Below are 13041 nucleotides of genomic sequence, written 5' to 3' on the forward strand. Positions count from 1 at the left end.
CCCGCCGACGCAGTTCTCGCGGAGCGAAGCGCAAGCGCACTCCTGCCGGAGTTGCCGACTCCACCGCCCACCTAGCAATAGTTGTGAAAACGCCGCAGAGGCTCGGGGCGACTCCGTCGCCAAAATGCTTACGCTGACGGACAGTAACCGCTACGAGTGAAAACAGCTATGCAAGTACCCGCGCTTTGTGTTACTCTGTTAGTAGTAATTTTTCGCGGAGAAAGCTGCTTCCTAGTTCGCTCCGCTGACTAATGGAGGAAGAGAACGTGCAGTCATTACTCACAAACCTGCTTATCGTGGACTCGGTCCTTATCGTGATCGCGGTCCTCATGCAACCAAGTAAACAGCAGGATGCCTTGAGTGCTCTTTCCGGCGGCGCGACAGACCTGTTCGGCAAGTCCAAGTCCCGCGGGTTCGAAGCATTCATGGAAAAGGTTACCGTCGTGCTCGGGGTTCTATTCTTTGGCCTTGCGCTGGTACTGGTTTACCTGTCATCCCACTAGAAGCTAATCCTCCTGCCGGCGCAGGAGGTTTTTTGTTTAAAAGGCGGTGTTTTCCTTGATTAATAAGCCGAATGCACTTGAGCTCAACGGTACCCGCCGTGATTTAGGTGTGGTGTTGTTGCACTCTTTTACCGGCAGTAGCCGCGATATGAAATTACTTGGACCCGCGCTCAATGCGCAGGGCTTTACCGTGTTCGCACCAGTTCTGCGCGGCCACCATGACCGCTCGTTTGCCGGACCGCTCCTTGGCGGCAATCCGGATGATTGGTGGGAGGATGTGCAGGCAGCCGTTTCGCGGGTGCACCGTGAGTGCGCGCACGTTGCTGTTTTTGGCCTCTCTCTTGGTGGCGTTCTTGCCATGCGTGCAATCGCCGACCTGCCGGAAGTTGCCGGTGGGGGCGTGATGGCGGCGCCCATTCTTGACGGTTCGCCGATTTTTGCGGATACCGTTGCCGGGTACTTTGATTATGTTGCGCGTTATACGCAACAAGAAATCGACCGCAATGCCCTGCAGCCCGCCATTCGCCAACAGAACAAGGCCATTCGCCATTTTGCCCACGGTGTGGCGCGCAAAATGGATGGGATTACCAAGCCGGTGTTCATTGCGCAGGGCGGGGCGGATCAGGTGATTGATCCACAGACCGCCCAGCGCACCGCCAACGCGCTCAGCGAAGCGCAGGTGGATTACCATTTCTACCCGCACGCGCAGCACATTTTGACGGTGGACCCCGTGCATGAACAACTTGAAAAAGATATTACTAGTTTTTTACAAACAATCGCATCCGGATTATAACCGGATTACTTAGATGAAAGAGGTGTTTAGATGACCACAATCGGTCACATGCGCAATGAATTGCTTTCGCTTTTCCGGCGCAATAACAACGTTAATTATTCCCCAACCACGATTAGTCGTGCGCTTAAGCTTGAGCGCAGCGACTATGACGTCCTGCTCAAGGCCCTTGATGCACTCGCTGCGGATAACTTTATCCACACCGATGACAATGGCCTGTACGCACTAGGCGGTAAGGCTGCCGAAGGGGTTGAAGGTATTTTCCGGGCCAACGACAAGGGCTTTGGTTTTGTGTCCATTCCGGACAGCGATGACCCCGACTTCTTCATTGCCCCGCCAAACACGCATTTTGCACTGGATGGCGATACCGTTGAGATTAAGGTCTTGCACGCCGCTAAGCCTGGCGACAGCCGGGGCGGCGACGGGGAAGTTATTGACATCAAGGAGCACAAGTACAGTACGCTTGTTGGTGAATTCGTGCCGATGTCCGACGCTGAGGCAATTCGCACCGGCTTTATCGGCACGGTGACGAGTAACGCTAAGAAGATGGGTAAGTACCCAATCTACGTTAAGGATACGGGTATGCTGCCCCAACGCGGCGACATGGTGATGACCGAAATCACCCGTTACCCTGACCGCCAGCACCCTGAAGATATGCAGGGTATGCTCGTTAAGGACTTAGGGAACAAGAATGACCCGGGTGTCGACATTATGTCGATTGTTTACCAAAACAACATCAAGTCTGACTTCCCCCAAGAAGTGCTGGATCAGGCCAACGATATTCCCGACCACGTGACCGAAAGTGACCGCAAGGGTCGTCGCGACATCACGGATGACGTCATCGTCACCATTGATGGGGACGACTCCAAGGACTTTGATGATGCCGTTGGTGTCACCAAGTTGCCAAACGGGAACTGGCGCCTCGGTGTCCACATCGCGGATGTTTCTTACTACGTGACGCCAGGCACACCACTGGACGATGAAGCCTACGACCGCGGCACGTCCACTTACCTGACGGACCGCGTGATTCCAATGTTGCCGTTCCGCTTGAGTAACGGGATTTGCTCCCTGAACCCAGACGTTGACCGCTTGGCGATGTCTTGCGTAATGGAAATTAATGAACATGGTGAAATCGTCAGCCACGACATTTTCCAGTCCGTGATTCGCTCGCATGGTCGTCTGACTTACAGCAACGTGAACAAGGCACTCAAGGGTGATGCCGCCGCACTCGGCGAACACGCTGACTTGCTGCCAATGCTGCAGGAAATGGCCAAGCTGCACGAGGTGCTCTACAAGATGCGCCACGCCCGCGGTGCCATTGACTTTGAAGAAAACGAAGCCAAAATTATCGTGGACGACGATGGGCACCCAATTGACATCGTTCTGCGCGAACGCGGCGTCTCCGAACGCATGATTGAAAGCATGATGCTTGCGGCTAACGAAACGGTTGCCAAGCACTACTACGACCTGCACGTGCCATTCCTGTACCGTGTCCACGAAACACCGGATGCTGATGCCATCAAGGACTTCGTTGAATTCCTTAGTACTTTTGGGATTCACATTCAGCATGCTGAGGGCAAGGAAGTAACGCCACGCCAGTTGCAGCAGGTTGTGACTGATGTCACCGGGACACCTGAAGAGGCCATGGTGAACGTGAAGTTGCTGCGGAGCTTGAAGCAGGCCCGGTACTCACCAGACCCACTTGGACACTTTGGGTTGGCAGCGAAGTACTACAGTCACTTCACTTCCCCAATTCGCCGTTACCCTGACCTGGTTGCGCACCGTCTGATTCGGACCTACGCAACCCAGGGCACCGGTGAAGAAATCAAGGCCAAGTGGCGTAACGCGCTGCCTGACATCGCCGTGGCAACAAGCGCGGCCGAGCGTCGGAGCATTGACGCTGAACGTTCTGTTGATGACCTGAAGAAGGCTGAATTCATGCAGGACAAGGTGGGCCAGGACTTCGACGCCGTGGTTAGCTCCGTGCTCTCCTTCGGGATGTTCGTGCAGTTGCCGAACACCGTTGAGGGGCTCGTGCACATTTCCACAATGGATGATGATTACTACCAGTTCCTCGAAAAACAGATGGCGCTGGTTGGGGGTCGCACCCACAAAATGTACCGGATTGGGCAGCCAATTCGGGTGCACCTCGAGCAGGTCGACGTTGATCAACACCAGGTGGACTTTTCCATCATCGCGGACGAGAACACACCGAAGGCCGACTTTGACACCAGCGAATTGCTGACGGAAGCCCCACAGCGGCCGCAGCGTCGTGGTGGTAATTTTGGCGGCAGTCGGGGCGGACGCCCAGGCAATAACCGTGGTGGTAACGGCGGCAATTTCCACGGGAATAACAACCGTGGTGGTAACCGGGGCGGTGGTCGCGGCGGCAACAGCCTTGATGACCTTGCCAAGAAGTTTGGCCACAGTGGCAACAATAACCACAACCAGCGCGGTGGCAATAACCGCGGCGGTCAGTTTAAGAACAAGCGTAAGTAAAAAGAGTAGCGGGAGGCTGGAATTATGGCTCGAAAGCAGAAACCGAAACCCGATAACCTGCTCGCGCAGAACAAGAAAGCGCGGCACGACTACACCATTCAGGACACTTACGAAGCGGGACTCGCACTTACCGGAACGGAGATTAAGTCCGTACGCGCTGGCAAAATCAGTCTGAAGGACGGTTTTGCGCGGATGCGTAACGGTGAGCTCTGGCTGGAGAACGTGCACATCTCGCCATACACGGAGGGAAACCAGTTCAACGTGGACCCGCTCCGCAATCGTAAGCTGCTTCTGCACAAGAAAGAGTTGCGCAAAATTACGGCGGCAACGGCCGGTCAGGGCACGACCATCGTGCCCCTGAAGGCGTACCTGAAGCATGGTTATGCCAAGGTGCTCATCGGGATTGCCGTTGGTAAACACAACTATGATAAGCGTGAAACACTAAAGAAACGTGATCAGGACCGTGAAATCGCGCGGGCACTGAAAGTACGTTAAGTGTGGTGAAGTACAAACGGGGGCTGCGCCAAAAGGCGGTTAGCTCCCGATATACAAGCAGGCACCGATCGGAATCCCGAACTTAGGATTCCGACCGGTGCTTGCTTGTATGTTAGGGAGCTGCCTTTTGGCGCGCGACCACGACGTCACGTTCGTACGCTAAAAACTATGGTAGCGCCCCCGTTTGTGTATACAAAGGAGATTAACATGAAGATTCGACAGGCTAGACCGGAAGACGGCGTGCAGTGTGCACCGCTCATTAAGATTGTCTTTGATGAAATGGAAGTTCCTGAACTCCTCAAAATGACGGATAGCGACATTTTCAAGGTGTTCGCTGAAGCCTTCAAGGTGCCTGAATACCGCTACAGCTATGCCCACACAGTCGTTGCCGAAGATGATGGCGAAATTGTCGGTATTTGAGTGGGTTACGCAGCGGCTGATGAGGCGCACATTGACGATGCCTTTAAGCCGTTCCTGCCGCAAGTCGGGATTACGGATGGCCGTGAGCTCTTCCCATGGCCAGAAAGCTTCCCGGGTGAATGGTACTTGGACCTACTGGCGGTGAAGGAGAGTGCCCAGCACCGCGGTATTGGAACAGCCTTGTTGCATGATGCTGCCCAGCGGGCGCAAAAGGCGGGCTTCCCGCGTGTCGGACTTTGCTGCGATTTGGTGAATCCCAAGGCGCAGGCACTTTACGAACGTGAGGGTTATCAAGATGACGGCCGCGTGCAGATTTTTGAACACATGTACCGCCACATGAGTAAGCCATTGGGGGCGCAGGCAAATGGCAAATAAAGACCTCGTCATCGGTTCTGACGCCTGGCAGCGCGCCGCCAGTATTTACGTGCGCATGAACGTGTTTGTGCTCGAACGTAATATTGATATTAAAGATGAATTTGATCAAAATGATGTTCCGGGAGTCACTTATGCTGTCATATATGATGGCAAACAGCCAGTCGCGACTGGCCGCTTTCTGCGTGAAGGTGAGGATGAGGGCCGGTTGACCCGCATCGCCACTTTGGCGGATTACCGCGGTCAACACTTGGGCAGTCAGATCATCACGGCATTGGAACGCCATGCGCAGTCGGTTCACGTGCACAAGTTAACAATTCACGCGGAATTGACCGCTGTGACTTTCTACGAGCGTTTGGGCTACCACAGCGTGTCCGACGTGTATTATGAAGACGGCGTGGCTTGTCGAGTGCTGACGCGGACGTTGTAAAATATTTTTGTTTACGACTCGTGAACAAGCGTGTGACGTAGTATAATCCAATACGGAATGTGAATTACGAAAACCATTGTGAACGGAGAAAAATCGTGGAAAAGTTTTACATTGTGGACAGCTCAATCCTGCCTGATGTTGTTGAAAAGGTGATTGAAGCGCGGACTCTGATTGAAAATGGTGAGGTCCACCAGGTGAGCGAGGCGGTCAAGCGCGTCGGCATTAGTCGTGGTACCTACTACAAATATAAGGACGTGGTGTTCCGTCCGAGCCAAGACGTTTCCAAGCGCAAGGCCGTGATTTCCCTGATGCTGCACCATGAGCGCGGCGTTTTGTCTGAGGTGCTTGCCCGTATCAGCAACGCCGAGGGGAGTATCCTGACGATTAACCAGAACATCCCGATTCATAACTGGGCGAGCGTTGTGATTTCTCTTGACATCAGCAACATGGTCGAAACGCTCGACGAACTGACCGGTGACTTGCGTGACCTGCGCGGCGTTTCTGACGTGAAGCTGGTCTCTGTCGAATAGTTGTACGCTGTCCGTTAGCGTAAGTGTTGAAAATACCATCCGCAAGGATGGCTTCTGTGAAAATAGACCGAAGGTCGGGCCTGGGGTGGATTGGCTTCGCGGGCAGGAACTCCGTTAGCGGGACCGTTTCAGCCGGCCCTACGGTGTCCGTCTCACTACGCGCTAAAGCGCGAGGTCGACTGGCTGCGCCGTCTTCCACTGGGGATATTGCCGCAAGCCCAGCGTCAATATCCCGCTCCCGATAAAATTGGCGGTGTACCCCCGACGAAAATCATGTCGGGAATACACAGCCTATTTTATTTTCGCTAACTCCGTTCCTGCCCACTACGCTAATCCACCCCAGGCCCTAAGTGCGTTCACGATACTGTGGTCATGACATTTCCGCGCAACGTTTAGTTGAAGATTTCATATCCTGTGCAGTGTGGCACATCAATGAACCGGCAGATACAGTAACAATGCATGAGCATCTTTTGTCACCGTAATTTCAATCTCCAACTGACGTCAGCATGACTTGAAACTGCCACGCAATCACAAGTCGTTCCGTCTCCACTCAGTAACGTGTCGGCCACGGAGGTGGTGGTGCGTCTGGGCGAAGCGCAGGGAACGGAGTCGGGCGAAAAGATGATTGTTTGGAGACAGGACGGCCGTACTTGCCGTCGTGGCTGCACACAATCATCTCGGGAGCGCGGAGTTGACGCTGTTCTTGCGGCAACTCCGCCAGCGGAAGACCGCGACAGCGGGCTGAAGCGGTCCCCGCCCGACGTAGTTCCCGGAGCGTAGCCCGAGCGCACCACCACCGGAGTTGCCGACCCACCGCCTTGCGGCGGTATGAAAACAGCTTAAAGGGTAGAGCGCACCCTTGCGGGCGCAGACTTACGCTGACGGACAGCAAAAAAAGGGGACACCTTCAGGTGTCCCCCGTACATAGTTTAGAATGAATAACTCAGCGGCTCCTGTTTGTGGATGGTGTTCATCCGCACTTGGTCGAGCGCACTAACAATCAGCAGGCTGGCGGCCGCGTTGTCCGGATTCATGCACCATAGCTGGATGCTAGCACCGTCCGCGAGTGGCTCGGTGCTGAATACGGCGGAAATACCGTGGTAGGCGGAGTAACGGTTCGTAGCAACTGTGCCGCTGATGAGCCAGTTGGCACCGCGCAATACGTAGAGCGGGTGGTTGCTCCCGGCCAATTTGATGAGTGTCCCGTAATTTTGGTTGCCGAGCGTGACGTCCAGGTGGCCCGGGTTCGATTGGTTGCAGCTGATGCTCCCGATAATCTTGGCATCCGCGTTGAGCAGCTTGTAGTTGAGTGTTTCGCTGAGGCTTCGGCGGAGCAGGAAGCGAACGCGGTTGTCTTTGTCGCACACCGCGGTCATGCGCCCATTGTGCAGGCCCTCAGTTTCCCAGAAAAGATCCACAGCTAATCACCTTCTTTTTGAGATTACCCACATAGTTTCTCAAATCCCAACCGCTTGCGCAAGCTGGGCTAGCCGTGGCGGTTTTCTTCCATCGCCTTCAAGATGGCCAGCGCCACCCCGTTATTGGTGTTGGTGGCCGTGATGAACCAGGCCAGGTCCTTGATCGGCTGCACAGCGTTGCCCATGGCCACGCTGTATTTGGCGTCACGAATCATGGACTCATCATTGAAGTTATCACCAATGGACATTACGGATTCCATGCCGTAACCTTTTTGCGCCGCGTACTTTGCCAGCGCGATACCCTTTTGTGCCTCGATGCTGTTGATCTCAATGTTGTTACGCGAGGAGCTGGTGACCATGAGTTTGCCGGTGTCCAGCAAAATGTGCTTGGGTTCGCTCAGCGCGGTTGGGTCCGCGGTGTTGAAGGCAATAATCTTCATGACCTTCAGTTCGGGGTTGGCGAGCACATCCTGGTAGTTGTCGACGTAGTTAATGTTCATGATTTCCAGACGGGCGGAGGCGAGGGCGACCGCGAGTTTGTAGTTGGTATCAGGGTTCAGGTTCACCAGCAGGTCCGCCACGTTTTGGATACGGCGAACGCGGCTGTTACTGAAGATGCCGTGGTTCGTGACCAGTTCGTAGTAGAGGTTACGCTCGTCCAAAAGGGCCATGGACTGCTTGGTGAGGTCGTCCGGAATCGGGATGGACACCACCAGGTTGCCGGCTTCATCGTAGACCATTGCCCCGTTTAAGGTCACGTAGGCGGTGTGCAGCTGCTGGTCGGCGAGGAGGGGCTTAGCCTCGCTAAGTCCACGGCCGGTGGCAACGATGAATTCGATGCCGCTCTCTTGCGCTTGACGAATCGCGGACGCGTTCTCGTCGGACACCTGCATTTTGTCGTTGAGGAGCGTGCCGTCCATATCTGAAGCAATCAATTTAATCATGAGCAAAACCTCTTTCCGCTTGTATTCAGTGGTGGCCGCGCGAATGGCATGCTGTAATGAGTGCCTGAGTAAAGCAAAATGTTCACAAGCCACCACCATAACTAAGTTAATTCTAACATGAAAACGCTTGATATGATAGAATTCCGGGCGCGAGTTCGGTAGACTGGGTGCAGGAGGTGGCGGCATGAAGACGCTGATTCATAATGATTGGCAGCAGGTATTAGAGCCTGTGTTCGCAGGGGAGCAGTATGCCCATCTGCACGCATTCCTCAAGAATGAGTACGCAACGCAGACGATTTATCCGGAGATGCACCATATTTTTCAGGCTTTCGAGTGGACGAGTTTCGCAGACACGAAGGTGGTCATCTTGGGTCAAGATCCCTACCACGAACCGCAGCAGGCCGTGGGCGCAAGCTTTGCGGTTGCGCCCGGGGTGCAGTTGCCGCCGTCACTTGTGAACATCTACACCGAGTTGCAATCCGACTTGGGGATTGCGCCGGTGAACCACGGCTACCTCAAGAGTTGGGCAAAGCAAGGCGTCTTGCTCCTGAACGCAGTGCTCACGGTGCGGCGCGGGGCAGCTTACTCGCATCGCGGTCGCGGCTGGGAAGAATTGACCGATGCTGCGATTGCCGCACTGTCAAAACGTGGCGGGGTCGTCTTCATTTTGTGGGGCCGGGCGGCGCAGAACAAGCGGCCGATGATTAATGAGCAAACTAACCGGGTAATTGCCTCACCGCACCCGAGTCCGCTCTCTGCATACCGCGGCTTCTTCGGTAGCAAGCCCTTTTCGCGCGCGAATGCGGACCTTGCAGCCATGGGTGAGCGAGCAATTGACTGGCAATTGCCAGAGACGGCCACCCTTGATTAAACAAAAATTAAGCCGCACGTCGTCAATAAAATGCACTCACGGCGTGCGAATTGGTACAATGGTGGTATGAACAAACAAGGAGGACTTAAGGTGGATTTATTCGCAAGTTTGAAGCAGCAGGTCGCAGGTAAAGGCGTCAAGCTGGTATTTCCGGAAGGTGCAGAGCCCCGCATTTTGGGTGCCGCTGCCCGTCTGCAAAATGAAGGCGTCCTAGAAGCAACCGTTCTTGGCGACCGGGCGGAAATTGCTGCTGCCGCCAAGGAAAATGGCTTTGACATCAGTAAGCTGACGGTTCGCACCCCGGAAACAGACCCGGCCAAGGCCGACCTGGTAGCAGCCTTTGAAGAACGTCGTAAGGGCAAGACGACACACGAACAGGCACTTAGTACCCTTGATGATGCCACTTACTTCGGCACAATGATGGTGTACACTGGCGCCGCTGACGGCTTGGTGTCTGGCGCTGTGCACTCCACGGCGAACACCGTGCGGCCAGCTCTGCAGATTATTAAGACCAAGCCAGGTGTCTCCCGGACGAGTGGGGCCTTCATCATGCAGCGCGGCGACGAGCGTTACCTCTTCGCCGACACGGCCATCAACATTGATCCGAATGCCGATGAATTGGCTGAGATTGCTGTCGAATCTGCACTGACCGCTAAGGCGTTTGGCATTGACCCGCGCGTGGCGATGCTGAGCTTCTCCACTAAGGGCAGTGCTGCGGGCGACATGGTGACCAAGGTGCAAGAAGCAACGGCTAAGGCGCAGGCACTGGCACCCAACGTCCCAATTGACGGTGAATTGCAGTTCGACGCGGCCTTTGTCCCGAGCGTTGGCGCGCAAAAGGCACCTGACTCCAAGGTTGCCGGTCACGCGACCGTCTTCGTCTTCCCTGAATTGCAATCGGGGAACATCGGCTACAAGATTGCGCAGCGCTTGGGCGGGTTCACGGCTGTTGGTCCAATCCTGCAGGGACTCAACAAGCCTGTTTCTGACCTGTCTCGTGGTGCAAGCACCGACGACGTTTACCAAACGGCGCTGGTTACCGCAACGCAGGTGTTGGCGGCGGCTAATGACTAAGAGCTGGACCTTTAACGGCGAGGCCGAATTGCAGGCGTGGGCAGGTGCCATCGCGGGGGTGCTTGAACCTGGCGATGTGCTTCTGCTCGATGGTGATCTTGGTGCCGGCAAGACCAGCTTCACCAAGGGCCTCGGCAAAGCCTTGGGCATTGATCAGCCCATCAAGAGCCCGACCTTCACCATCATTCATGAATATCCTGAAGGAAAGTTGCCACTGTACCACATGGACCTGTACCGGCTCGAGGATGGTGGCGCGGGCGACTTGGGCCTCGAAGAGTACTTTGAAGGCGATGGCGTGAGCGTCGTGGAGTGGCCGGATTTTCTGGGTTACAGCATTCCGGAAGAGTACGTCACCCTGCATTTTCACAAGGACGAGCACGATGACAATAAGCGCACCTTGGACATCGAGGGCGTCGGCTCACGCGGCGTGCAGCTGCAAAAGGCAATTGAACAATTAAAGTAAGGCGGAAGGGGATGCGGGCACGCGTCCTCTTTTTGCATTCACCAGATTAAGAAAGGAAGCATCATCATGGATAATTACCAAACACGCGACGGCTTACGGCTGCCGCAGATCGGTTTTGGTACCTATAAATTGAACGGGACCGCGGGTGCGGAAGCCATCAGTAGCGCGATTGCGAATGGCTATCGCCTGCTGGATTCAGCCTACAACTACGAGAACGAAGGTGCGCTCGGCGCCGGTATTCGCCGCAGCGGCGTTAGTCGCAACCAGTTGCTGGTAACAAGCAAACTGCCGGGGCGCTACTACCATTACAACGACGCGATCAATGCGATTCAGGAGTCACTTTTCCGCAGCAACCTGGATTACTTCGACCTCTACCTGCTGCACTGGCCGAATCCGCAGCGCGACCAATACGTGGAAGCCTGGCAGGCCCTGATTGCTGCACAAAAGTTTGGCCTCGTCCGCCACATCGGTGTTTGCAACTTCCTGCCGGAACACATTGACCGTTTGGAACGCGAAACCGGCGTTTTGCCAGTGGTCAACCAGATTGAGTTGCACCCTTACTTCAACCAGGCCGCCATGCGTGCGTATAACGCGCAAAAGGGCATTCTTACCGAAGCTTGGAGTCCACTAGGGCGTGCAAGTCAGGTACTCGCGGAACCGGTTCTCAAGCAGATTGCTGCTGCGCACAACAAGAGCGTTGGCCAAGTGATTTTGCGCTGGGACTTACAGCTGGGGGTCCTGCCGATTCCGAAGTCGCAGCACAGCAGTCGTCAGCAAGAGAACCTGCAGGTGTTTGACTTTGAATTGTCCGCTGACGAGATGGCAGCAATTAATGGCCTGACCCGCGCAGACGGCCGCAACAAGAATCAAGATCCGGCGGTGTACGAAGAGTTCTAATATCGCACGTTTGTTAGCGCTTACTTGATGCTGGTATAATGACTTTAGAAGGCGTAACTGTAGCAGTCAAAAGAAAGCGGTGATGAGGATGGCATTTGTTAGTCCAGTGAGTGCAATTCGCCACTTGCTCACAGATTATGTTGATTTTGATGGTCGGAGTGGTCGCAGCCAGTACTGGTGGTCGCTTCTGGGACTATGCTTAGTCGGCGGACTATTTTACCTGTGGATGCGCAGCCGACAAATGGTTATTTCGGTGACCGCTATTTTTGCGGCGGATATTTTGCTGGTGGCCTTGCTACTAACGAGTGCGCTACTCGCTATGCCGTTCGCCAGCCTGCACGTGCGGCGATACCGGGACGCGGGGATGTCACCGTGGCTATTGCTGATGACGGTATTCCTCCCGTTCGCGTTGCTCTATCTGGAAATGGGCAACGTGCTTGTCGATGGGATTGCATTCGGCTTGCTGGCCGTCAATTTACTCATCTGCGCGCTGCCGAGTAAGTACCACTCACTGTTTGCCGGTTAATGAGTGAGATATTCTTAAAAAACTGTTATCATTGGGAAAAATGATAAGCGGGTGAATGAGATGGCAGAAAAACGGGTTGGTTTTCTCCAGGCGTTCAAATTATTTTTCACACATTACGTCGATTTTGAAGGTAAGAGTACACGTGCGGCATACTGGTGGTGGCAGCTGTGGGAGTTCCTATTTGGAATTATCCTCGGCGCAGTACTTGTTTTCTCACTCGTGTTGCCACTGACGATGAATGACGGCGAAATTACTGGTGCCACGGCTTCCCGCGTTTTTGCAGGCATCATCATTCCACTCCTGATTGCCGTGCTGTGGGGACTGGGAACATTAGTCCCACGCATTGCGATCCTCGTACGGCGCTTTCGGGATGCGGGGGTGAACCCGCTACTGGTACTCGTCACCTTGGGTGTGCCGTACCTAATCGGGCAGTTTTTGAGCATGCAGATGCTGATCAACGTGCCAGCCGCACTGGAAAGCGGCAACGGTGCGTCCGCGGCAATCACGCAGCACCCGCTGCTGTTCGGAATTGGTTACGGTCTCGTCATCTTGCTCGAAATCCTCAACTTTGTCGTGACGCTGTTACCAAGTTCGAAGAAACGGCGGTTCATGTAAGCAAAACGGGATTCGCGCACATGCGAATCCCGTTTTTTCTTTCTGTCAGCGTAAGTCCGCGCCCGCAAGGGTGCGCTTTGCACTTTAAGCAGTTTTCATACCGCCGCAAGGCGGTGGTTGGCAACTCCGGCGCGGGTGCGCTTGGATTCCGCGATTGAGGGCTACGCGGCGGGGACCGTTCAGGCCAGGCTGCG

16 protein-coding genes are annotated in these 13041 nt (G+C 54.8%); 14 read left to right on the forward strand and 2 right to left on the reverse strand.

Annotation, left to right across the window (positions count from 1 at the left end):
* Positions 1-266 precede the first annotated feature (266 nt).
* The 8 genes from secG (at position 267) to EKM97_RS10870 (ending at position 6039) form a co-directional block, all read left to right on the forward strand.
* Positions 267-503, forward strand: a complete 237-nt coding sequence (gene secG / locus EKM97_RS10840; protein WP_125572428.1) for a preprotein translocase subunit SecG — start codon at positions 267-269, stop codon at positions 501-503.
* A gap of 55 nt (positions 504-558) precedes the next feature.
* Positions 559-1296 carry an alpha/beta hydrolase gene (locus EKM97_RS10845; RefSeq protein WP_125572429.1) on the forward strand — a complete coding sequence of 246 codons (738 nt, stop codon included), beginning with the start codon at positions 559-561 and terminating at the stop codon, positions 1294-1296.
* Positions 1297-1326: 30 nt separating this feature from the next.
* Positions 1327-3792 (forward strand): ribonuclease R, encoded by a 2466-nt coding sequence (gene rnr, locus EKM97_RS10850; RefSeq protein WP_125572430.1) that lies wholly within the window; start codon positions 1327-1329, stop codon positions 3790-3792.
* Positions 3793-3816: 24 nt separating this feature from the next.
* A complete protein-coding gene (gene smpB / locus EKM97_RS10855; RefSeq protein WP_125572431.1) occupies positions 3817-4287 on the forward strand; it encodes an SsrA-binding protein SmpB in 471 nt (156 codons plus the stop codon).
* Positions 4288-4494: 207 nt separating this feature from the next.
* The gene (locus EKM97_RS12095; protein WP_225419280.1) at positions 4495-4707 is read left to right on the forward strand and encodes a GNAT family N-acetyltransferase; all 213 of its coding nucleotides are present in this window, start codon (positions 4495-4497) and stop codon (positions 4705-4707) included.
* Positions 4708-5082 (forward strand): GNAT family N-acetyltransferase, encoded by a 375-nt coding sequence (locus EKM97_RS12100; protein WP_225419281.1) that lies wholly within the window; start codon positions 4708-4710, stop codon positions 5080-5082.
* Entirely contained in the window at positions 5072-5509 is a 438-nt protein-coding gene (locus EKM97_RS10865) for a GNAT family N-acetyltransferase (protein ID WP_125572432.1), read from the forward strand. Before EKM97_RS12100 ends, EKM97_RS10865 begins: the two co-directional genes overlap by 11 nt.
* 95 nt (positions 5510-5604) lie before the next feature.
* Positions 5605-6039 (forward strand): ACT domain-containing protein, encoded by a 435-nt coding sequence (locus EKM97_RS10870; RefSeq protein WP_125572433.1) that lies wholly within the window; start codon positions 5605-5607, stop codon positions 6037-6039.
* A 929-nt stretch (positions 6040-6968) separates the two neighbouring features.
* Here the strand turns inward: EKM97_RS10870 and EKM97_RS10875 are convergent.
* Together EKM97_RS10875 and EKM97_RS10880 are read right to left on the reverse strand one after the other, a co-directional pair.
* Positions 6969-7457, reverse strand: coding sequence for a hypothetical protein (locus tag EKM97_RS10875; protein WP_125572434.1), 489 nt, complete (start codon positions 7455-7457; stop codon positions 6969-6971).
* Positions 7458-7525: 68 nt separating this feature from the next.
* Positions 7526-8401, reverse strand: a complete 876-nt coding sequence (locus tag EKM97_RS10880) for a Cof-type HAD-IIB family hydrolase (RefSeq protein WP_125572435.1) — start codon at positions 8399-8401, stop codon at positions 7526-7528.
* A gap of 184 nt (positions 8402-8585) precedes the next feature.
* Between EKM97_RS10880 and EKM97_RS10885 the strand changes: the two genes are divergently transcribed.
* The 6 genes from EKM97_RS10885 (at position 8586) to EKM97_RS10910 (ending at position 12847) form a co-directional block, all read left to right on the forward strand.
* Complete coding sequence (locus tag EKM97_RS10885) at positions 8586-9272, forward strand: uracil-DNA glycosylase (RefSeq protein WP_125572436.1); 687 nt, start codon at positions 8586-8588, stop codon at positions 9270-9272.
* Positions 9273-9362: 90 nt separating this feature from the next.
* On the forward strand, positions 9363-10346 hold the full coding sequence (pta, locus tag EKM97_RS10890; RefSeq protein ID WP_125572437.1) for a phosphate acetyltransferase: 984 nt from the start codon (positions 9363-9365) through the stop codon (positions 10344-10346).
* Entirely contained in the window at positions 10339-10809 is a 471-nt protein-coding gene (gene tsaE / locus EKM97_RS10895) for a tRNA (adenosine(37)-N6)-threonylcarbamoyltransferase complex ATPase subunit type 1 TsaE (RefSeq protein ID WP_125572438.1), read from the forward strand. Before pta ends, tsaE begins: the two co-directional genes overlap by 8 nt.
* Before the next feature lie 66 nt (positions 10810-10875).
* A complete protein-coding gene (locus EKM97_RS10900; RefSeq protein WP_125572439.1) occupies positions 10876-11706 on the forward strand; it encodes an aldo/keto reductase in 831 nt (276 codons plus the stop codon).
* 88 nt (positions 11707-11794) lie between these two features.
* The gene (locus tag EKM97_RS10905) at positions 11795-12232 is read left to right on the forward strand and encodes a DUF805 domain-containing protein (RefSeq protein WP_164507536.1); all 438 of its coding nucleotides are present in this window, start codon (positions 11795-11797) and stop codon (positions 12230-12232) included.
* Between the two features lie 60 nt (positions 12233-12292).
* Positions 12293-12847 carry a DUF805 domain-containing protein gene (locus EKM97_RS10910; RefSeq protein ID WP_125572441.1) on the forward strand — a complete coding sequence of 185 codons (555 nt, stop codon included), beginning with the start codon at positions 12293-12295 and terminating at the stop codon, positions 12845-12847.
* Positions 12848-13041: the final 194 nt, after the last annotated feature.

The sequence above is a fragment of the Lacticaseibacillus songhuajiangensis genome (assembly GCF_003946025.1).
In the GTDB taxonomy this organism is placed as follows: domain Bacteria; phylum Bacillota; class Bacilli; order Lactobacillales; family Lactobacillaceae; genus Lacticaseibacillus; species Lacticaseibacillus songhuajiangensis.